We start from the raw sequence: 21,826 nt of genomic DNA on the forward strand, positions 1-21,826 counted from the left end.
TGTTGGGTTGATGATCTATGCTTCGATTGGTGGGGATAAGGTGCGTGGGTTGCGTGCTGGGCGTATTGCGGGGTCTGGTGATGTGGCTTAGGTTCTGAGCTGATAGTTGTTTCTGTTGGGGTGTTGGCTGGGTGCCGACACCCCTTCCTTTCCTTTAACCTAATTGGCTGGGTTAGCGTCGTCCTGGCCGATCGGTTAGGAATTTTTCTTCTTCTGTTTCAGCGGATGTAGATCATACTGTCTCAGGTGCGGTGCGTTCGTTTACTAATGGTGCTTTGTGGGGTGGTGGGTCTGCTGGTGTTGCCTCTAGGGTGAAGGCTAATCAGTGGGTTCCTGGGTTTGCCTCGGTGGAGAAGTTGGCTGAGACTAGTGTGGTGAGGAATGGTGTAACGAATTTGGCTTCTGATTCTTTGGCTGGTGGTTTTAGTTCTGCTGGTATGTATTTGAGTGCGCCTCCGGAACGTTACGGAGAGAAAACCTTAAAAGCTGCTGGCGATGAATTTATTAAAGGTGCGACCCCTGGAGGGCTAAAGAGCGCTTCGAAGTCTGGGGCTCGTGATGTTTTCTCATTTAGTGGGCCTGTTGATTAAAGAAGTCAGGGGAGGGCATTACTACCCTCCCCCTGAACATAAAACTTACTAGCTCACACTGCGTGATCTGCTAGACCGCCAACACCTCACGTGCTGGAGCCTGCTCCATACTCAGTTGCAGGAAGCGGTCGCGGGCTGAAAAGCCGCTATTGCGGCGCAGGCGGGCGGCCTCGTCCTGGGTAATGTAGAGAATTTGAGCTGCCACCTCAATGTTCATACGGTAGCTGCCGGTGCCTTCACCCACACGGTGAGCGCGGTAGACGCGGGCAACGGCTTCACCCTGAATCTGCGCCACGGTAGCAGCAAAATCAGTGTCTGAAGCGCAGAGATTATCCAGGCTAGGTACACGATCACTAATCAGCTGTTTGGCCTGAGCTAGCAGTGCCGGGGCGTACCGAGCCTCTTGAACAGTCAGCTCGCGCATTAGTGCGGTTTCAATATTTTTAATGGATGCGTAAGTCATTTCTTCTTTACCTTCTTAGTCTTTCTTGCGGGCAGAACCCAATTTTGAGGGGTCAGAGCCCAGTGGTGCCCGGGGCGGGCAGGGGACGCAGCTAAACCCGCTCTTGTGCAGAAAAGCGCCAAAAGCAGAGGTGCACCAGGGGTGCGGATGATGAAGTATTTTCTCGGTGCTCGTCAGTGCCAAAGTGCTGAGCTGAGAAGTTCATAGATGAGGTCCCCATCGCGTATCAGCGATGTGGGGTAACCCTAAAGCCACGTCAGTGGTGTTAGCTCACCGGCAACCATGCCGGGGTTGAACCTTGAGTAACTATAGCACGCCCACTCTCACTCTGCGCATGGAACAGGTCACAGTAGCTGGATACAGTAAAGCCCCGGTGGTTCAGCGAATATTGCTGAACCACCGGGGCTCGCGCAGAAAGTTTAGGCTTTTACAGACCCACCGTGCTCACCAGTAGGGGCGGTTGCCTTCTGCTGGTCAGTTTCAACAGCGTGGTCTTCTTCGTGGCCCTTGCCGTGACCAAAAGGAAGGAAATGCATGATGCCAGCGATGACGCTACCCCACACCAGGCCCAGCACCATGGAGAAGAAGGTGTTGATGCACCACGCCAGTACCCCACCGACGGTAGGAACCACAGCGCCGTAGTGCTCCATGTGGTGCACGAAGGTATAGGGGGCGTGCCAGCCTAGCTCATCCAGGCCGACCAGAATAATGTGGCCACCCACCCAGAGCATAGCGAAGATACCAACGACAGAAATAAAGTTCATCACGATGGGCATAGCCTTAACCAGCCCCATGCCAAACTTTTGTGCACCGGCGGATTCGCGCTTTGCCATCGCAAGCCCAATATCGTCCATCTTGACCAGCAGCGCCACTGCGCCGTAAACCACCACAGTGATGCCTACGCCTACCACAGCCAGAATGATGGCACGCGACACAAAGCTCTCTGCGGCAACCTCGTTGAGTGCAATCACCATGATTTCGGCAGAAAGAATGAAGTCGGTGCGCACCGCCCCAGATACCACCTGCTTCTCAGCGTCCGGGCCTTGCTTAATAGCGGGAGTCTTCTTCTGGTGATCTTTCTTGGAGAGCACTTCGATGACCTTCTCGGCACCCTCAAAGCAAAGGTAGGTGCCGCCCAACATCAAAAGCGGGGTTAGAATCCAGGGCACAAACTGGCTCAGTAAAAGCGCAGCCGGCAGGATGAAGAGTAGCTTGTTACGCAGTGAACCCATCGCAATTTTTTTGATGATGGGCACCTCGCGGGCGGGGGAGAGACCTTCAACGTAGCGGGGGGTTACTGCGGCGTCGTCCACTACCACACCTGCTGCTTTAGCACTGGCACGGCCAGCGGCAGCGGCAATGTCATCAACGCTCGATGCAGTTAAGCGCACCAGTGCTGCAACGTCATCTAAAAGGGCAGCCAAACCACCGGCCATAAAAACTCCTTGAGAAAAGTGATATCTGCTCTAACATTACTGCCCCCACCAGTTAAAAAGGGTAGGGTGCTGAGCACATTTTAAACTTTAAGAAGATAAAACAAGTTAGTGGGGGTCTTCAGGGAATAGGTCAGTGCCGCGGGCGGTTGTGCAGGGGTGAAAACAATTTGTGAAAGGCATATTCAATGACTGATCTCTTTAGCCCGGCTCAAGCTGGCGCTCTTAATCTCACCAATCGTATTACCATGGCAGCTCTCACCCGTTCCCGCGCCGGCGCTGACGGTGTGCCCTCTGACCTGCACGTAGAGTATTACTCTCAGCGCGCCACCGCCGGGCTCATCGTCACCGAAGGCACCGCCAGCAGTCACGTAGGGCAGGCTTTTGTGAGGCAACCTGGCATCTACACCGCCGAGCAGGTAGCTGGTTGGCGCCGTGTCACCGACGCTGTGCACGCCAAGGGTGGCACCATCGTCATGCAGATTATGCACGGTGGCCGCCTAACGTTGCCCAGTATTAACAATGGTGAACAAGCTGAGGCGCCCAGCGCTATCGCACCCGGGGTGACCTTGCATGGGGCCAACGGCAGAGAAGATGTGCCCGAACCCCGTGCCCTAGCCACCGAGGAGCTCCCCCGCATTGTAGAAGAGTTTGTCACGGCAGCCCGCAACGCTATCGAGGCTGGCATGGACGCTGTGGAGCTACACAGCGCTAACGGCTACCTCTTGCACGAGTTCTTGACACCCTCAGCTAACCAGCGCACTGACGAGTACGGCGGATCGCCGGCTAATCGTGCCCGCCTGGTCATTGAGGTGGTGCGCGCGGTTGCTGATGCTATTGGTGCTGACCGCACTGCCCTGCGTATCTCTCCCGAGCACAACGTCCAGGGCAATATCGAAGACGACCGCGAAGAGACCCTGGCAACCTACAACGCTCTCCTTGAGGGGTTAGCTGACCTGGATCTTGCGTACCTGTCGATTTTGCACATCGATATTGCCGGCGATTTCGTGGCACACCTGCGCAAGACCTTTGGTGGTTTCACCCAGCTCAACAGCGGTTTTACTGAAGTCACTGACCTGGCAGAGGCGAAGCGCATTGTTGGAGAGGGCCTGGCAGACACCGCAGTAGTGGGCCGTATGCTCCTTGCTAACCCAGATCTGGTGCGCCGCTGGCGTGAGGGCCTGGAACTCAATACCCCGGATATGGACACTTTCTATACCCCAGGTGCTCACGGCTACACCGATTACCCCTTCGCTGACTAGGGTTTATCGCTATGAAAGCGGTGCCCGCCCCGGTGATGCGCTAACTGTAGAGCATCAACGGGGCGGGCACCGCTGAGTGTTTATTGAGCCCAGCTGGTTACTGTGTTGAGGTGTTAGCGCTTCCTAGCGGAAGAGCAGCAGGGCTTCACCCTGACCGCCACCACCGCAGAGAGAGACCGCAGCTTTACCGTTACCGCGGCGTGCCAGTTCAAGGGCCGCGTGCAGGGCGATACGAGCACCCGAGGCCCCGATGGGGTGGCCCAGGGCGATGGCTCCACCGTGGATATTGACCTTCTGTGCATCAACACCCAGCTCATCTGAGGACGCCAGGGTGATAGCGGCAAAAGCCTCGTTGATTTCCCAAAAATCGAGGTCACTAGCCTGCCAGCCTGCCTTCTGCAGGGCTGCTGCAGTGGCACGTGAGGGCTGGTGGTGCAGCTGGTTATCAGGTCCCGCGGTCTGACCCGCCGCTCCGATTTCAGCTAACCAAGTGAGTCCATGAGCTTCTGCGTAGTCCTTGGATGCCAGCACCAGGGCGGCCGCACCGTCAGAAATGGGCGAAGAATTACCCGCGGTGATAGTGCCTTCCTCGCTGAAGGCGGGGCGCAGACGCGAAAGGGTCTCTGTGGTGGAGTCACCGCGCACCCCCTGATCCGCCGAGATTACCAGGGGTTCGCCCTTGCGCTGCGGAATGGCCAGAGGCGCAATTTCCTTATCAAAGACTCCGGCTTGCTGTGCCGCTGCTGCGCGCTGGTGGGAAGCGGCAGCTATCTCGTCCTGCTGTAGGCGGGTGATGGAAAGGTTGCTGTTACCTCGCTCGGTCAAGTTTCCCATTGAAATGCCTTCACTGGCGTCCGACAGGCCATCACCGGCCATGGTGTCCACCAGGTTCAGGTTCCCGTAGGGGTGACCAGCACGGACGGAGGCAACGTGGGGTGCCTGCGACATGGACTCCTGACCGCCAGCTACCACCACCGAAGCCTCGCCCAGACGAATCATTCGGGCTGCATCAATAATGGACACCAGCCCTGAAAGGCAGACCTTATTGACGGTCACTGCTGGCACATGCGCAGGTAGTCCGGCGGCCATAGCGGTTTGCTTGGCTGGGTTCTGCCCGCAACCAGCCTGCAGTACCTGACCTATATAGACATGCTCAACAGCGTTTTTCGCAACGCCGGTGCGCTCTAGAGCTGCTGATACTGCGTGGGCGCCCAACTGCACTGCAGAAAGTGGTGCGAGTTGGCCTAGAAGTTTGCCCTGAGGAGTGCGCGCCCCACCCAGAATGACGACGTCGTGAAGAGTAGGCACGGTAAATCTCCTTTGATGGTGCCAAGAATGCGCTGACAAAGCGCAAAGCCCTACCTGACAACAGATACTACATGCATGTATCAGTGGCGGGTAGGGCTTCGGGCTATAGGGCGATAGTGGCGCTGCCTAGCTCAGTTTTTAGGCGGTCACCTCAGCGTCATCGAACGTTGCAGTGTCAATGACGATGCGGAACTGTGCATCACCGGCCACCACACGCTCGTAGGCGGCATCCGCTTCATCAATGCCGACTTTTTCAATGACGGCGGCAATGCCGTTTTGCGCGCAGAAATCCAGCATTTCCTGGGTTTCAGGAATACCGCCGATGTTATTTCCGGTTAGTACCTTACCGCCACCGATCAGACGGTTCAGGTGCAGGGGTAGCGTCTCCGGCGGCAGACCCACCACGCTCATGATGCCACGGGGTTTCAGTAGGCCCAGGTAGGCATCCAGATCGATAGGTGCCGAGATGGTGTTAAGAATCAGGTCAAACTCACCGCGGTGCTCAGTAAAGAAGCCCTCCTCGGTGGTCGCCAGGGTGCGGTAGGCACCCAGTTCCTTAGCGGCGTCCGCCTTCTTGAGGCTACGGGAAAGCACAGTGACCTCAGCGCCCATAGCTGCAGCAATCTGCACGCCCATGTGCCCCAGGCCGCCTAGACCCAAGATAGCAACCTTCTGGCCGGGTTCTACCTTCCAACGAGCTAGCGGTGAGTAGGTAGTAATACCAGCGCAGAGCAGGGGAGCGGCTACGTCAAACTCCATGGCATCGGGAATGCGCAGAACGAAACGTTCATTGACGGTCACCTTCTGGGCGTAGCCGCCCTGGGTGATGCTGCCGTCTACATCCTTTGAGTTGTAGGTACCCACTGCCCCGTTCAGGCAGTTATTTTCAAAACCTGCGGCGCACTGTTCACACTCGCCACAAGAATTAACCAGGCAACCAACGCCTACGCGGTCGCCCACCTTGAATTTGGTGACCTTAGAACCTACAGCTTCAACCACACCGGCGATTTCGTGACCTACTGCTAGGGGGAAGTGCGCCTCGCCCCATTCATTGCGGATGGTGTGAATGTCAGAGTGGCAGATGCCCGCAGCCTTGATATCGATGACGATGTCATCTTCACGCGGATCGCGGCGTTCAATCTCAGTGACCTTAAAGGGCTGGTCTGGGCCAAATTTTTGTAGGGCTTTTACGGTGATGGGCACGATCTTCTCCATTCGAATAGGTTTATCGTATTAACCACCTTACTATGCGGCTCCTAGTGCAATCCCTCTTTCTTGTCACTGCGTAATCTCAGCAGGTAGGCGATGGGGCCTACGATGGGCACGAAGACTGTGAAGAGCACCCACTTGAGCTTCTGCATCTCGGTGAAATGGGGCTGCTTATGCACGGTTGCTACACAAAAAAGTGCCAGACCCATAGAGACGAACAGCGCCGTGTAGAAGAAGATGCCGAAGACGGTGAGGTCGGTGCTAGTGGTAACGCTGGCTAGAGTCATAGAACCCAGCTTATCGGAGACTCCCTACAGAGCACCCTGCCTACCCGGGGTGGGGAGACCACCGACACACATAGAATATGTGATTCAAAACACCTGTACAGCTCTCATTATGGTTAGACTGTTTTCTCAGCGCACCTTCAGCTTTGACGAAAAAGAGACTGGCATGACAACCCCCGCAACAGCCCCAAAAAAGAGCGTCACAGACCGGTTGCTAACAGGTATTGAGCGCGTCGGTAATAAACTACCCGAACCTTTCACCCTCTTCACTCTGCTTTTCCTTGTCACCGCTATTCTGTCGAGCATCATGGCCTGGCAAAATATCGTCATCGAAGTACCGGGTGCAGAAGAGCCTGTAGCCATCAAAGGGTTGTTCAGCGCAGAAGGCCTTACATGGTTTACCACCACTATTGGAGCTAACTACATTGGATTTCCACCGTTGCTCACGGTGATCACTATTCTGTTAGCCATTGGAATAGCAGAGAAATCAGGCTTCCTCGCTGCCTCCATTCGTTACACGATCGGCGGCGCACCTCGCTGGATTCTGCCTTATGCGGTGGGCTTTATTGGTGTTGTTGGCTCAATCATGGCAGATACCGCCTTCCTGGTAGTACCGCCCCTGGCCGCCCTTGCCTTCAAGGCGGCAGGCAGGCACCCCTTGGCGGGTTTGATGGGCGGATTCGCTGCCGCTGGTGCTGGCTACTCAACAAATGTCATTCCCACCTCCCTTGATGCTCTCTTTGCGGGTATCACCAATGCGGTGTTGCCGACGGTTCCTGCTTTAGTAGACTCGGTGGCCGAAGTTTCACCGATTTCAAACTATTACTACAACGTCGTTTCAGCCATCGTCCTGTCGTTGGTTGCGGGCTTTGTCATCGATAAATTTTTAGAGCCCCGAATCGTGAAAGACCGAGTTTCATGGGAGGAAATCCAAGATGGCGAAACAGAAGATCTCAACCCCACTACCCGTGCACAACGCGTCATCGTTAATGAACAGGTTCCCCCAACTACCCCCAACATGGTTGTTGAAGCTCGCCTCAGCAAAGTAGAAAAGAAAGCTCTGGGTTGGGCAGGCATCTCTATTTTCCTGACTGCCGTGGTGGTTCTTGTGGCTGTACTCATTCCAGAATCTCCCTGGCGTAATGAAGATGGTGACTTTTTGCCTAAATCGCCTTTGCTCGCATCCATTGTCTTCATTATCTTTTTATTTTTCTCTATCAGCGGGTACGTCTATGGCAGGGTTTCGGGGTCAATTCGTGGGTATAAAGATGTGCCCACCCTCATGGGCGAAGCACTGAAAGATATGACCGGTTTCCTGGTTCTAGCCTTTGTCTTAGGGCAATTTGTTGCCCTCTTCAACTGGAGTGGCCTCGGCTCCTGGATCGCTGTAACTGGTGCAGAGGGGCTTGAAAATATTGGTATGACCGGTTTCCCCGTCATCATCTTTTTCATCATCCTCTGTTCCTTCCTCAACCTTTTCATCACCTCTGGCTCAGGGATGTGGACCATCATGGCAGCAGTCTTCGTTCCGATGTTCGGACTGCTGGGCTTTGAACCCGCTTTTATTCAGGGCGCCTTCCGCGTAGGGGATTCTGCGACTCAGATCGTAACCCCCATGAACCCCTACCTCTTCTTAGTACTAGCAATGGTCAAAAAGTATGAGCCCCAGGCTGGTTTGGGTACCATGATAGCCCGCCTGTTACCTTTCGTTTTTACTTTCTGGCTGGCCTGGTTGGCGGTTCTCTTCGTGTTCTACACTTTCGATCTGTCTATGGGTCCCGGGGCAGGTATTTTTATCAACTAAACCGTAACTAACTTCCGCACGTAACTAATGGATAGAAAGAAATCATTTATGTCTTATCTTCCCGCTACCTTAAACCTCCGCGATGAGGACATTACTGCTCTTATAACTGAATACAAGGAGTATCATGCCTCCCCAGAGCTGTCTCTGCAGGAGTTTGAAACAACCCGCAAAATCAGGGAACGGGCGGAAAATCTGGTTCTGGCTCCCGGTGTAGAGCGAGAGATTGTTCCTATTGGTGAAACTGGAACAGTGGTAATTTTGCGCAATGGTGAGGGGCCGGTCGTTGCCTATCGGGCAGATATCGATGCCCTACCCATCCTGGAGCAAACCGGATTGGACTACGCCTCAGAGGCAAGAGGCGTCCTAGACGGTGAGGACGTTGCGGTTATGCACGGGTGTGGCCATGACACCCATATCGCCATGGGTCTGAAAACCATGGATCTCTTTGCCCGCGACGCAGAAAGTTGGGCTGGGACGATTGAGTTCATTTTCCAGCCTGGAGAAGAAGGTAAGGACGGCGCCAAACTTATGGTTAGTCAGGGCTTGTGGCAATCAGTGCCCCGTCCTGAGGCTTTGTACGGTCAGCACGTTTTTCCTTTCACAGCGGGAACCCTCAGGGTGACAAAAAATGAGGTCACAGCCTCCGTTGACTCGTTGAAAGTCATTGTTAAAGGTAAGGGTGGACATGGGTCTCAACCTCAGGACACTATTGATCCGGTTATTCTGAGTGCCTACATTCTGGTACGCCTGCAGTCGGTGGTTTCCCGTGAAGTTGGTCCCTTGGATTCAGCAGTGGTTACTTGCGGCTACCTTCATGCCGGGAAAAAGGAGAATATTATTCCCGATCAGGCTGAATTTCGGTTAAGCATTCGATCGGCCTCTCAGAAAATTCGGGAAGAGGTCTTGCACAAAGTTATACGTATTATTCGTAGTGAGTGCCAAGCTTCTGGCGCTGATGAACCAGAAATTGAGAATTATCATGCCTCAAATATCGTGATGAATGACGTTGCTCTTTCTGAAAAATTAACAGAAACCTTCACCCAGGAACTAGGAGAAGAACTGGTGACCTTTGATCCGGATTACCGCCTGATGGGTAGCGAAGATTTCGGTGAGCTGGGGGACGCTGCTAATATTCCCTATACTTTTTGGATGTTGGGCGGCTTTTCCGATGAGCATCTCAATGCTGAGGTGCCCATCAGCAATCATTCACCTTTCTTTGCTCCGTTGCCGGACCCGACGCTGTCGGTGGGTGTACGAGCAGCTGCCGCAGCGATCTACTCGCACGTACGCAAAGACTGATCTTGAATGGTTAGCATCATCAGCACCTGGCGAACTTGCCCTTATGATCAAGCCCTGTAGCGAGGGATGCTGCCTGAAAATCTTGAAGATTAAGCTTCTTACAGGGCGCAAAGAAGCCCCGCAGGCTGATATGTAGTCTGCGGGGCTTCTTTGCTGACTTCCCCTCTAGAGGGTGGGTCAGCTTAGGCCTTGCGGCGGCGGTTAGCTACCAGGACGGCACCACCGGCGAAAACTGCCAGCGCACCAGCGGCAGCAATCATAATCGAGGTGAAACCGGTATGAGCCAGTCGCTGCGAAGAACCGTTAGAGCCGTAACCACTAGAACCATAAAGGCCTGAGCTATCGGAGTAACCTGAGTCATCAGAATCATTGGTGTAGTCGGGGTCAGTCTCGCACCCAACTCCATCACCATCTGAGTCAAGACCGGGGTGGAAACCGGGCTTACCTTCTTTGATGGGCCTGTCCAGGTCATCCCAAACTGCACGGCAGTTCTCGTATTCAAAAGCGGTGGGTTCAGAGGTGGGCGCAGGGGTTGCGGAGGGGTCTGCCGTAGGTTCGGCAGGTGCAGGGTCGCTGGGTTCCGGTGAAGGAGCAGGATCAGAGGGGGCAGGCTGGCTGGGCTCTGGTGAAGGAACGGGTTCGCTGGGCTCCGGGCTGGGTTCAACCACGGGTGGGACGCTCTGCTCGCCGGTGAAGGTAGCGCTCAGGCGAACCACGGTGCCAGCTACGCCGGTACCATCGGTCAGCACAACCTCGTGGGTGCCGTTGGGAACGCCCTTGCCAGCCATGTCAAGGCTAATGCTGGCGGTTCCGTCAGCAGCCACAGTGGCGGTGCCTACCTCAATACCGCCCACAGTGACCTTCAGTTCTGTCAGGCTAGGTACACCGTAGCTATCTACATTCAGATCCGCTAAATCAAAGATGAGCGCTCCGTTGACGTCATAGGATTCAGTCAGGTTCTGCACCTGTACTGCCTGCTTAGCGTAGTTGGGCGAAACACTGCCCATTTCTTTGAAGTAGGAAACGAAAGCATCCGAATCAACCAGGGCGGTGTCCTTGGCGTTTGCCCCTGCTGACAGGGTGCCAAAGTTATCGCCTCCGCCCAGCAAGAAGCTGGGGATAGCTACAGTGTAGGTGTCACTGTCCGCAACCTTAGTACCGTTAACAAAAACATCCAGGATGTTAGAGCCGCGGGTTGCGTAACCTTCAGCGGTGGGCGCACCTGTGTAGGTGTAGGTGACATTCGAGGAGAAACCCAGCTGAAGGTAGGGGCGGGTAGCCATCTCACCAGCTGAGGTCTGCTGCCACTGCTCTTCTAGCACGCTGCGTAGCTGTGCACCGGTGAGCTCGGTGGTCCAAAGGTTATTAGCGAAAGGGGTGACGTTCACGATGTCCATGACGCGCACATCGGTTCCAGCAGCTGCGCTTAGTGAGGTGCGCAGACCAGCGGGTAGTTCATCGCGCAGACCGCCGGGGTTGACAATGCCAATGTCCGCGGGGGTACGCCCGGATGAGTTAGCGGCGTGCAGGTACATATCAGCTACCAGGTGACCCATGGTGGATTCACGGTCACGCATATCAAAGCCGCCCTTAGCGGCGGTTGTGGGATCGTAACCGGTGGTAATGGGGCCAGTGATTTGACCTGCCACTACTGAGCCCTGCTCAGTAGCGTAGGCGTTAGCATCGGTGATGATGGTGTTTGCAGTAGCCAGCACGGGGTCAGTAGCAATCTGATCAGCGCTGGGGGCACCCATGTTAGGCACGAGACCGGCAGTGTAGCTTTCCACCGTGCCGTCGGCGCTCAGGTTGAGCACGACCTTGCCCAGATTATCCCCGTAGTTACCGGTCTGGAGAACCGGGCGAGTGCGGTTTTCGCCTGGAACAGGTGCGTCAATAACGTATTCTTCGTGGGTGTGGCCAGTGAAAATAACATCAACAGCGCCGCTGGTCTGGTTGATGATTGCATCGGTTGCCGTAGCGCTGGTATTAACACCTTCATGGTATTCAGCGATGACCAGATCAGCTTCGTCATTAGCTTCATTGCCATCTGAAAGCTGCTCAGCGTAGCGGTTAACCGCAGCGACGGGGTCGGTGAACTGAATGGTGCTGAGGGCTGAAGGGTCAGTCAGCTGAGGGGTTTCGGTAGTGACAGCACCAATAACAGCTACCTTCACGCCCTCGGCGGTGGTGTAAGTGTAGTAGGGATCCAGGGCAGGTGCGCCGTCAAGGGTGAGGACGTTAGCGCCCAGCTGGGAGTAGTTAGACGAAGGGACGATGCGGTTCATCAAATCATCCCAGCCAGCATCAAACTCATGATTGCCAACGGCAGTTGCCTGCAGACCCAGAGCGTTGAGGAAGTCGATGGTGGGCTTGTCCTTCTGCACGCTGGAAGCATAGAGAGAGGCACCCACGTTATCACCGGCAGAGAGCAACATGGAGTCCCCAGAAGATGCTGCGCGTTCGGTCTGCACCGTGTTAGCTAGACCCATAGCGATGCTCGGAGAAATGCGGCCGTGAAAATCGTTGATGTTCAGCAGGGTCAGAGTGCTAGGAGCATCCGCTGAGTTAGCATGGTCAACCGGTACTGCAATGAGGGCAAGTACAGTTGCGCCGGTGGCGGTGATGCCCGCAAGGCGGCGTGAGAGAGAAGAAGCCATTGCTCATCTTTCGTGTGTGTTTAGGGCAGTGTGTTAGACAACAGCTTAGTGGGTGGCGGTTAACTTTTGGAGGTGCTGGGACGGAATGCGGGTAAAGAAAAAAGGTTGAGCCATCAAATAAAACTGCGGTTCGGGGTAGCAAAAAGACGCCGCCTTCGCCCGCTAACTCTGCTAGCAGAAAGCGGTGAGACGGCGTCCACGCAGGTGAGGCGTTAGTTGTGCCAGGTTTAGCGCACCAGCTCGTGTTCTAGTGCCTGGCGCAGAGCAGGTTCAAAGAAAACATAGCCGCTCTTGACTAGTTTGTCGGCGCTGGCGTTTTGGCTGGCAAGTGCCAGCTCCTGCACACCCTCTTTTTTAAGCAGGAGAGCAGGAGCCGCCGGGGGAATCGGTAGAACCGCAGGACGCTTGAGTGCTGCTCCCACAGTCTTAGCCAACTTCTTGGCGGTAACAGGGGTGGGCGCAACCGCGTTAACTGGGCCCTGCAAAGAATCGGTGAAGAGAGCGTGCACATAGATGCCCGCAATATCGTCCAGGCTTACCCAGCTCTGCATCTGCTCACCGCTGCCCACATACCCACCGGTGCCGGTGAGAAAGAGAGGCAGCTGAACTTTGAGCATGCCACCAAGGGCTGACTGCACCAGGCCGGTACGAATATTAACGGTGCGCAGACCAGCTTCCCTGGCAGGTTCGGTCGCGGCCTCCCACTGCTGGCATACCTCCGCTAAAAAGCCGGAACCCGCCGGGGTATCTTCAGTCAGCACCTCGGTGCCCCGGTCAGCTCCATAGAAGCCAACCGCCGAAGCGCAAATGAAGGTGTGGGGCACCTGGCCGGCGCCGCCGTCCTTGCGTGCCACATCTGCAAGCGTATTAGCTAGCAGGGTGGTGGACTGGATGCGGGACTCAAGAATAGCTTTCTTGTTCTGCTCCGTAAAACGCTGATTGATGCTTGCGCCACCCAGGTGAATAACAGCTTGCGCGCCATCAAAAGCCTCGGTATCAATCTCACCAGCGGCAGGGTCCCAGCGAAACTCATTCTCAGCTTGAGGAGCACGGCGCACCAGAGTGCGCACCGTGTGCCCACCGCCGGTCAAGAGGGCGGAAACCTGCTGCCCCACCATGCCTGAAGCACCAGCGATAACCACGGTGATGGGATCGTGGGCGTACCGCTCCTGGAATTCAAGGTCAGCAGCAATACGGCGCTCGCGAGCATCAAAAACTCTTGTCAGGTGCTTGTTAACCAGAGTGTCACCAATTTTTTCGGCACCTTTACGGCCGGTGCCCAGCAGCTTAAAGCCCTGCTGTTTTGCCTTACCTTCGGCCTCCTGAGCAGATGTACCCAGCTTCTCACCGGGGAGCAGTTCATACGTCACAGTGTCCCGCATGACGGTGCGCCCAGGAGTCTCAAAGAAGTCGTGGGTGTGCTGCCAGGAGCTGAAAGGTCCTTTGGCCTGCTGGTCCGTAAAAGTATCTTCTCCTGCTGCCACGTGCTCGGCGGTCCAGGGAAGAGTGAGTAGGCCTGAGGTGAAGGGGAGGGCCGAGGCAAGGTGCGCCTGCGAACCAAGATTCTGGGGGTCGCCTTCTTTCTTGACCGAACCTGACCAGTGCGGGGTGGCCCTGGTGAGAGCGCCGGGGCGGGTCAGCCAGGTTTTCACCGTTTCTTGAGAGGGCGTGAAAGTTGAAGTGTGGGTGAAAATTGCCACGGGGTGCTCCTTTGCTACGGTGGTAGTATAAGTGAGCTTACCTTTTATGTGGGTGGAGTACCAATAGGGTTCTGCTAGATACCCAGAGCCTCCAGCTTTGTTTCTATCGCCTCCACCAGCTCAGCTACCGTGGTGATGTAGTACTTCTCTGCTAGGGTCACCGCATTCTCACCCGGGATCCCGCCGGTAGCGAAGGAACCAGCTCCGAAGGTGTCACCGGATATGGATGCTGCGGCCCCACCAAAACTAGCCCCTGAATCAAAGCCGGTGCTGGCTGTCAGCTGACCGCCGGCATCCTCACGGGTGAGGGTGAAACCGTAGGCGGTGCTGTCAGCGTAGCTGAGATTGAGCACGTACTCCACGGTCACCCCGTCCTCGGTGCGCTCGGTGGAAAGGTCAGCGTCATCTAAGAACTCCCCATCGAGTTCTAGCCCACCGTTGTATTCCAGTGCCCAGCCGAACTTCTTAGCCAGGGTATAGGCGGTTTCTTTAATCTGGGTGTGCTGAGGGTCAACGGGCATGGGGCTCCTTCTTGCCGTATATAGATATTTCGTGTTGCTCTGTGGCGATGTGTAGGAAGGTCTCTAAATCTGCAGGAACAGGATCTTCTCTCACCTCGAAAAAGTGTGTAAATCGAAGGCACCCTCTATGTCAGCGCTGGTTATAGGGAAAGTGCAGTCTTTATCGGTGTTCTGAGATATTAACCTTTATCAACTTTCCCGTATTTCCAAGGAACTTAGGACCATTATGCCAGAATCATCATGCTCCATTAAATAAACTTTCTTGCTGTGTATGCCTCGTGGACGAAGGGGTTGAGGTGGGGACGCTACTCCCCCTTAAAAAGTTGAGTGAGACCAGCCACTTGGTAATGACTGCCCTCACTCACTTTCTAAGGAGTTGAATGGCGGGGGATAGGCACCTGCGTTTTAGCGCCCCTTAGCCGCCTTCTTTTCAGCCATCTTGCGGTCCATCTCGTCCCAGTAGGAACGCTGAGTCAGTTCGTCGGTGCCGTCCCAGGCATCCAGGTTCTTAATCTCGGGCAGATCAGAAGCCTGGAAGATGGGCTCAAGGCCAGCCTTGCGCTGGGACTCGTAGTTGCGCAGCACCTTCAGTACCTTAGGCATCAACAGGCAGACCGCGGTCAGGTTCACAATAACCATGCCGCCGTTCAGCAAGTCAGCCAGGTTCCACAATAGATCCAGCGACGCGATAGCACCGAAGAACACAAACACAATGACCACGAAGCGGAAGATGTTCATGGGCAGATGCTTCTCGGTCATGAAACGGATATTTGATTCACCGTAGTAGTAGTTACCGATGATGGAGGAGAAGGCGAAGAGAGCGATTGCTACGGTCAAAAAGTGCATTGCCCAGGGGCCCAGCTGCTCTGCCAGAGCACTCTGGGTGAGCGAAGCGCCCTTGGCCTGATCGCCGTAGGTGGGGTTAGAGAGCAGTACGATGAAAGCGGTGATGGAGCAGACCAGCATGGTGTCAAAGTAGACGCCCAGCGCCTGCACGAAACCCTGCTTGGCGGGGTGCGAAACGGATGCGGTAGCACCGGCGTTAGGCGCGGTACCCATACCGGCCTCGTTAGAGAGTAGGCCGCGGCGCATACCCTGAGTAATCACTGCAATCAGACCACCGGTGGTGAACTCCTTGACGCCAAAAGCACCAGCCAAAATATCACCGATCATGCCGGGGATTTCACCCAGGTTCATCGCCACGATGAGCACACCCAAGAAGAGGTAGAGAACTGCCATCACCGGCACCAGAACCTCAGTCACTGATGAAATGGTGCGAATTCCACCGAAGATAATGAAGGCTGAGATGACAGCGATTATCGCACCAATAGCCAAGCGGAAGCCCATGCCGTGAGTTTCGGTGACGTCCACGTTAAAAGAGCCAGCCACAGCGTCCACGATCGAGTTAGTCTGCACAGCCACAAATACGAAAGCGTAAGTGACCACGATGAAAGCTACAAAGATAAGACCCAGCCAGCGGGCATTCAGGCCGCGCTGCATGTAGTAGGCAGGGCCACCAATATAGGAGTCCTCGCCCTTACGCTTGTAGAGCTGGCCCAGCAAAGACTCAGCAAAGGCGGACGCCGCACCCACGGACGCGATAACCCACATCCAGAAAACTGCGCCAGGGCCACCAATAGAGATAGCTAGCGCAACACCGGCGATGTTGCCTGTACCTACACGGGACGCCGCGGAGACAGTGAAAGCGCGGAATGCTGAGATGCTCTTCTTGCCGTTGTACTCAGTGCCCGCTGGATCCTTAAGAGTGCGGAACATTTCACGGATGGAACGGAACTGGATGCCGCGGGTGGCTACCGTGATAAAGAGGCCAACAGCGACTAGGGCGTAGAGAAGGAAGTATTTCCAGAGAGCGTCTGAGGTGTTAGTAATTCTCTCAGTCGCCCCTGCGGTGGACTGGTTAATCCAGTGAACCGCGTCCAGCAAAATATCCATGCGTGCTCCAAATCTTTAATGGGCAACACCACCCCGATTGTATGGGTGGGGTGGTGGTGCGCTGCTCAGCAGCAAACCGCCGCGGCACGTGGGGCGGGGGCTTGCCAGTGTGTGGGGGCCAAATACCCTCGTAAATACCTAGGCAATTCTCACAGCTCACCCGCAAATGTGCAAAGGGGTGGGACTGTGACGTTGTCGTTTCGTGGTTAGCGTTTGCTGGTGTCGTCCGTGAAGACGTCGGGGATGCCGTCCTGGTTTTCGTCCAGAGATTCCTTCTGGGCAATCAGCTTGTAGTGCTTGTTGCGTATGGACAGGATGATAGCGCCACAGATAGCGGCGGTGACAGATCCGATCATAATGCCGATTTTGGCGTCCTCGGTGTGAGCCTCCCCTGCCGCGAAGGACAGTTCGGCCACCAACATGGAGACAGTGAAGCCGATACCGCCGGTCACCGCCAGGCCAATGATGTCCACCCAGGCGATGTCGGAGTCTAGGTTGACGCCGCGGAATCGGGTAATCAGCCAGGTGGTGCCGGTGATACCGACCGTCTTGCCGACTACCAGGCCCACGATGATGCCGATGGCTACGGGGTCAGCGACTGCTCGCTGCAGGCCGTCCCAACCGCCAATCGCTACACCGGCTGAGAAGAATGCAAAGAGGGGAACGCAGAAGCCGGTAGAGAGCGGACGCAGGCGGTGCTCGAGCACCTCAGAGAGGCCGCCGTTCGACCCGGCTGCCTTAGCCTGGCTGGTCATACGCACCGGTACACAGAAGCCGAGGATGACGCCGGCGATGGTGGCGTGAATACCGGACTCCAAGAAAAGTGCCCAGGTAGTAAGACCCAGGGGTAGCAGAATAACCCAAGCAGCCCACTTCTTTTCGTGGAAGAGGCGCTCATGCTTGTGAGTCACCCAGAAGTAAATACCGATGGGAATAATGGAGGCAATGAGGTACCAGGCCTGAAAGCTGCTGGTGTAAAAGAGAGCGATGATGACGATGGCGATGAGGTCATCGACCACTGCCAGAGTCAGCAAGAAGGTACGCAGAGCTGCGGGGAGGAAGGTGCCCACACCCGCCAGCACAGCAACCGCGAAGGCAATATCGGTCGCGGCAGGAATAGCCCAACCGTGCACCGCAGTATCACTGCCGTGGTTGATGGCGAAATAGAGAATAGCGGGAGTCATAGCACCACCAAAGGCCGCAGCTACCGGAACGATTGCTTTGCCGGGGCTGCGCAGGTCACCCACCACGAACTCTTTTTTGAGTTCGAGGCCGGTGAGGAAGAAGAAGACAGTGAGCAAGCCGTCTGCAGCCCAATGGTGCACATTCATCATCAGGTGGCTAAAGCCGGGCACAGTTATGCCGACCTCAGTGTCACGCACAGTCTCGTAGAAGTGGGACGCCTGGGTATTTGCCAGCACCACGGCAAGCACGGTGGCGGCAAGAAGGATGAAACCACCCACCGACTCTTTGCGCATGATGTCTGAAATGCGGGCAGTTTCTGCGTAGGAGCCGCGGGAAAAGAGATCCTGGCTCTGAGGCGTCTGGGACATGTCGTTCTTTCTCTGAAAAGGAGGACGTGTCAGTGTGTCTAGGCGAGCTCACCTTAAACTTCTGCACGCTGTGCTTTACCCATTATGCTCCTGATGGAACATTATGTTCAGTATGTACGAGCGAGAAAATGAACGTTACCCCTACCGTTCCCGCTAAAACTGAACAAAAAAGAGGAGCACCCCGGGTGGGGTGCCCCTCTGCTAAGCAGTGCTGACTTGATGTCTAGGAAAGCTGCTGTTTAGTGCTGTCGTCAGTAAAGACGTCGGGCACGCCGTCCTGGTTAGCGTCCTCAAGTTCTTTGAGAGCAATCTTCTTGTAGTGCTTGTTGCGCGTAGATAGGATAGCGCCACCAATCATTGCGGCGGTGACCGAAGCGGTCAAAATAGCAACCTTGGCGTCGTCGTTATAGTCAGACCCCAGACCGAAGGATAGCTCGGCAATGAGCAATGAAACGGTGAAACCGATACCGGCAAGAGAGGCTACACCAAAGATGTCTACCCATTTGATATCAGGGTCAAGGTTGGCGCCGCGCAGGCGGGTAATTAGCCAGGTGGATGCGGTGATACCAATCATCTTGCCCAGTACCAGAGCAATGACAATGCCGTAAGCGATGGGCTCGGTGATGGAGGTGGTGAAGCCTTCCCAACCGCCGATGAAGACGCCCGCTGAGAAGAAGGCGAATACGGGTACGCAGAAACCTGCGGAGAAGGGGCGCACGCGGTGCTCCATGACCTCGGCCAGACCGTAGTGGGCGTCCGCTGCTTCAGTGCGGGCGTTCTGGCGTACGGGAATCAAGAAGGCAAGAATAACGCCGGCGATGGTGGCGTGGATACCGGAGTTGAGGAAGAGCACCCAGACGATGAAGCCAATGGGTAGCAGAATGAGCCAGCTAGCGGCGGGGGAGAGATGGAAGAGTTTCTCACCTTTACGGGCGACCAGTGCGTAGAGGGCGATGGGGATGATCGCCAGCGCCAGGTAGCCAATCTGCAGATCAGAGGTGTAGAAGACGGCGATGATAGTAATCGCGATAAGGTCATCGACCACTGCCAGGGTCAGCAGGAAGGTACGCAGAGCTGCGGGTAGGTGCGAACCAATGACTGCCAGGATGGCTACGGCGAAGGCGATATCGGTAGCGGCGGGGATTGCCCAGCCGCCCAGTGCTTCATCGCTGCTGTTGAGGTTAACCAGTACGTAAAACAGAGCGGGCAAGGCGACGCCGCCAGCTGCCGCCACGATGGGAACCATCGCCTTGCCGGGGTTACGCAGATCGCCTTCTACGAACTCCTTTTTGAGTTCGAGACCGACTAGAAAGAAGAAGACAGCGAGCAGTCCATCTGATGCCCAGTGGCCGATGGAGAGTTTGAGGTGTAGCCCCCAGAAGTCTGCACCCAGGTAGGTGTCGCGCAGACCAAAGTAGTGTTCTGATGCTGCTGAGTTGGCAAAGATAAGGGCCAAAAGGGTGGCAATCAGCAGAATAATGCCGCCGGTGGATTCTTTAGAAAGGATTTCGCTAATGCGCTGGGATTCCTTGTAGGAACCTCGCGAGAGCACGGTGTTATCGGTCATCATAAAACCTTCTGATTTGTGGTTCTTCTGCAAGAATATCTACCGCCAGCTTATGACCTAACCGCCCTGAGATGGCGAGTAATAGGTTGAGCTGGCGAGCCGACCAGTCTTCCCGGCACACCTTAGTATGTCAGCTTACCAAATATTAGAGGGAGAGGCGCTCAGTTATTTTGGGGCCATCGAACCAATTATGTGAGAGAGTACGGGAAGTCTCTCAAACTGTGGGTGAATATGAAGCGCTATGTGAGAAACTACAATAGATGAAGAATCGCCTTTCCAGCCTAGAATGAGGATTTTATGAGCCGCCAAAAAGTCACTTCCGCCGCTGAGGTTCCACAGTGGCTTAATGAGGAAGAACGCGAAGGGTGGCTTTTCCTTTCCTCTATTATGTTCAACCTGCCCGGTCAGCTCGAAAGCCAGCTACAGGCAGATTCTGACCTCAGTTTTGTGGAGTACATGGTGCTCGCCATGCTTTCTGAGTCTCCGCATCATAAGCTCACCATGACCGAGCTCGCCCGTCAGACTAATACCCTCCTTCCCCGCCTGTCTCGTGTGGTGACCCGCCTTGAAAAGGACGGTTTCGTGGAGCGTGCCGTTTGGAAGAAGGACCGCCGAGTTTCAATCTGCCACCTGCTACCCGAAGGTCGCGCCAAAGTGCACGACGCCGCGCCCGGTCACGTAGCCGCTGTGCGTCAGCTTATTTTTGACCGTCTCCAGAACCGCCAGATTACTGCCTTGGCTAAAATCGGTGAAGCTGTACTGGGGGACAAGCCCAGCTCGGTCATCAACTTGGAAAATGTTCAGCCTTTAGACTAGATGAGCCCCCCTGTAGACTGCTCGTTCAGCCTGCCACACACCTAAAGTTCTAGAGCCCCTGACGGATAGCCGTTAGGGGTTTCTTCTTTCACAGATGTTATCCACACTAAGGTTCTGCATGTGGGATGTGTAGTCACCGGAATCTAAGGAAATTTGCAAGGTTCAAGAAAAGTTTTCCCCAGCTGTGGATAAGACTGTGAACAATATCCACTTAAAGTGGGGAAAGACTGCCCAAATGTGGGTAAGAAGCCTCAAAGAGGTAAATAGGAGGGGGAAACCTGATGAGATACCTCGGTTATCCACAGGTCTTATCCACACAGTGGAAAACTTACACCGGTGTTATTTTCGAAGACGAACCGTGTATTTTCGAAACAGAGCACCTGCTTTTATCGCTCAATGCCGGTGTGGTTTAGAATCTCATCGAATATTAAATGTATTTAATTCGAATATCCCCAGACTTATCCCCACCTGTGGATAACTTTTTGGAGCTTAAGTGGAAAGGTGTGGAAACTAGCTACTTACTTTGCCCTTAACACCTCGGTCTGGGTAGAGGCCGGTGCCCGACTCATCGGAGGATGCTGTCGTACCACCCCGCAGGATATCGCTGAGATATCTCGTGCCGTACGAGACCTGCAGTGAATACTCGTGTTAGCTAACCGCTGAACAGGTGTCTTTGCGCGTAAAGTCTCGTGACCGCCCCCACCCACAGTGTGTAGAGTTAACACCAGAAAGACCCAACGCTGGGTCTTACAACGAAAGGAATACCCCTCATGGCAGAGAAGTACGTTCTCCCTGAACTCTCCTACGACTATGCAGCCCTCGAGCCCCACATCTCAGCTCGCATCATGGAATTGCACCACTCAAAGCACCACGCAACCTACGTAGGCGGCGCAAACACCGCTCTTGAAAAGATGGAAGAAGCCCGCGAAAAGGGCGACTTCGCCAACATCGGTAAGCTCTCCAAGGATCTCGCCTTCAACCTGGGTGGTCACACTAACCACTCTGTCTTCTGGGAAAACCTTTCCCCTGAGGGCGGCGACAAGCCCGAAGGTGAACTGGCAGCAGCAATCGATGACAACTTCGGTTCATTCGACGGCTTCCGCGCCCACTTTGAAAACGTAGCACTGACCATCCAGGGTTCCGGCTGGGCAATCCTGGCGTGGGACACCGTGGGTAAGCGCCTCGTTATCGAGCAGCTCTACGATCAGCAGGGCAACATCTCCGTAGCCCTCATTCCCGTTCTGCAGCTGGATATGTGGGAGCACGCCTTCTACCTGGACTACCAGAACGTCAAGGGTGACTACGTTAAGGCCTTCTGGAACATCGTGAACTGGGCAGACGTTGCAGCACGCTTCGACCGCGCAGTATCCCAGACCAAGGGTCTGATCATTCCCGAGGCATAAACCC

General features: G+C 55.2%; 18 protein-coding genes. 7 read left to right on the forward strand and 11 right to left on the reverse strand.

The features are described from left to right. The first annotated feature begins 395 nt into the window (after positions 1-395). Entirely contained in the window at positions 396-590 is a 195-nt protein-coding gene (locus ABD982_RS10720) for a hypothetical protein (RefSeq protein ID WP_345447433.1), read from the forward strand. Between the two features lie 70 nt (positions 591-660). Here the strand turns inward: ABD982_RS10720 and ABD982_RS10725 are convergent, their stop codons facing one another. Both ABD982_RS10725 and ABD982_RS10730 read right to left on the reverse strand, forming a co-directional pair. Then, positions 661-1,053, reverse strand: coding sequence for a Gp19/Gp15/Gp42 family protein (locus tag ABD982_RS10725; protein WP_345447436.1), 393 nt, complete (start codon positions 1,051-1,053; stop codon positions 661-663). 419 nt (positions 1,054-1,472) lie between these two features. Continuing rightward, complete coding sequence (locus ABD982_RS10730; protein WP_345447438.1) at positions 1,473-2,489, reverse strand: DUF808 domain-containing protein; 1,017 nt, start codon at positions 2,487-2,489, stop codon at positions 1,473-1,475. A gap of 185 nt (positions 2,490-2,674) precedes the next feature. Between ABD982_RS10730 and ABD982_RS10735 the strand changes: the two genes are divergently transcribed. Beyond that, a complete protein-coding gene (locus ABD982_RS10735) occupies positions 2,675-3,748 on the forward strand; it encodes an alkene reductase (RefSeq protein ID WP_345447441.1) in 1,074 nt (357 codons plus the stop codon). A gap of 123 nt (positions 3,749-3,871) precedes the next feature. On the opposite strand, the gene ABD982_RS10740 is transcribed toward ABD982_RS10735, so the two are convergent. The 3 genes from ABD982_RS10740 to ABD982_RS10750 form a co-directional block, all read right to left on the reverse strand. Then, positions 3,872-5,056: an acetyl-CoA C-acetyltransferase gene (locus tag ABD982_RS10740; protein WP_345447444.1), complete on the reverse strand. Its 1,185-nt coding sequence runs from the start codon at positions 5,054-5,056 to the stop codon at positions 3,872-3,874. A gap of 138 nt (positions 5,057-5,194) precedes the next feature. After that, positions 5,195-6,259 (reverse strand): NAD(P)-dependent alcohol dehydrogenase, encoded by a 1,065-nt coding sequence (locus tag ABD982_RS10745; protein WP_345447447.1) that lies wholly within the window; start codon positions 6,257-6,259, stop codon positions 5,195-5,197. Between the two features lie 53 nt (positions 6,260-6,312). Further along, positions 6,313-6,552 carry a PLDc N-terminal domain-containing protein gene (locus ABD982_RS10750; RefSeq protein ID WP_251380415.1) on the reverse strand — a complete coding sequence of 80 codons (240 nt, stop codon included), beginning with the start codon at positions 6,550-6,552 and terminating at the stop codon, positions 6,313-6,315. Positions 6,553-6,715: 163 nt separating this feature from the next. Between ABD982_RS10750 and ABD982_RS10755 the strand changes: the two genes are divergently transcribed. Next, a complete protein-coding gene (locus ABD982_RS10755) occupies positions 6,716-8,353 on the forward strand; it encodes an AbgT family transporter (RefSeq protein ID WP_345447452.1) in 1,638 nt (545 codons plus the stop codon). 48 nt (positions 8,354-8,401) lie between these two features. Then, on the forward strand, positions 8,402-9,652 hold the full coding sequence (locus tag ABD982_RS10760) for an amidohydrolase (protein ID WP_345447455.1): 1,251 nt from the start codon (positions 8,402-8,404) through the stop codon (positions 9,650-9,652). A 182-nt stretch (positions 9,653-9,834) separates the two neighbouring features. Here ABD982_RS10760 and ABD982_RS10765 read toward each other — a convergent pair whose 3' ends face one another. From ABD982_RS10765 to nhaA (ABD982_RS10790), 6 genes are all read right to left on the reverse strand, one after another. After that, on the reverse strand, positions 9,835-12,309 hold the full coding sequence (locus ABD982_RS10765; protein ID WP_345447458.1) for a 5'-nucleotidase C-terminal domain-containing protein: 2,475 nt from the start codon (positions 12,307-12,309) through the stop codon (positions 9,835-9,837). Positions 12,310-12,536: 227 nt separating this feature from the next. Then, complete coding sequence (locus ABD982_RS10770) at positions 12,537-14,009, reverse strand: TIGR01777 family oxidoreductase (RefSeq protein ID WP_345447460.1); 1,473 nt, start codon at positions 14,007-14,009, stop codon at positions 12,537-12,539. Positions 14,010-14,083: 74 nt separating this feature from the next. Then, positions 14,084-14,530, reverse strand: a complete 447-nt coding sequence (locus ABD982_RS10775; protein ID WP_345447462.1) for a hypothetical protein — start codon at positions 14,528-14,530, stop codon at positions 14,084-14,086. 405 nt (positions 14,531-14,935) lie between these two features. Further along, the gene (locus tag ABD982_RS10780; RefSeq protein WP_345447464.1) at positions 14,936-16,483 is read right to left on the reverse strand and encodes an alanine/glycine:cation symporter family protein; all 1,548 of its coding nucleotides are present in this window, start codon (positions 16,481-16,483) and stop codon (positions 14,936-14,938) included. A 206-nt stretch (positions 16,484-16,689) separates the two neighbouring features. Continuing rightward, the gene (nhaA, locus tag ABD982_RS10785; protein ID WP_345447467.1) at positions 16,690-18,036 is read right to left on the reverse strand and encodes a Na+/H+ antiporter NhaA; all 1,347 of its coding nucleotides are present in this window, start codon (positions 18,034-18,036) and stop codon (positions 16,690-16,692) included. A gap of 223 nt (positions 18,037-18,259) precedes the next feature. Next, positions 18,260-19,606: a Na+/H+ antiporter NhaA gene (gene nhaA, locus ABD982_RS10790; protein ID WP_345447470.1), complete on the reverse strand. Its 1,347-nt coding sequence runs from the start codon at positions 19,604-19,606 to the stop codon at positions 18,260-18,262. 294 nt (positions 19,607-19,900) lie between these two features. Between nhaA (ABD982_RS10790) and ABD982_RS10795 the strand changes: the two genes are divergently transcribed. The 3 genes from ABD982_RS10795 to ABD982_RS10805 all read left to right on the forward strand — a co-directional run bounded on the left by ABD982_RS10795 (position 19,901) and on the right by ABD982_RS10805 (position 21,822). Beyond that, entirely contained in the window at positions 19,901-20,419 is a 519-nt protein-coding gene (locus ABD982_RS10795) for a MarR family winged helix-turn-helix transcriptional regulator (protein WP_345447472.1), read from the forward strand. Positions 20,420-20,920: 501 nt separating this feature from the next. Further along, positions 20,921-21,058 carry a homocysteine S-methyltransferase family protein gene (locus tag ABD982_RS10800; RefSeq protein WP_345447474.1) on the forward strand — a complete coding sequence of 46 codons (138 nt, stop codon included), beginning with the start codon at positions 20,921-20,923 and terminating at the stop codon, positions 21,056-21,058. Positions 21,059-21,189: 131 nt separating this feature from the next. Then, on the forward strand, positions 21,190-21,822 hold the full coding sequence (locus tag ABD982_RS10805; RefSeq protein WP_251380405.1) for a superoxide dismutase: 633 nt from the start codon (positions 21,190-21,192) through the stop codon (positions 21,820-21,822). The last annotated feature ends 4 nt before the right edge of the window (positions 21,823-21,826 follow it).

Source organism: Rothia endophytica (assembly GCF_039543885.1).
Classification (GTDB): Bacteria; Actinomycetota; Actinomycetes; order Actinomycetales; family Micrococcaceae; genus Rothia; species Rothia endophytica.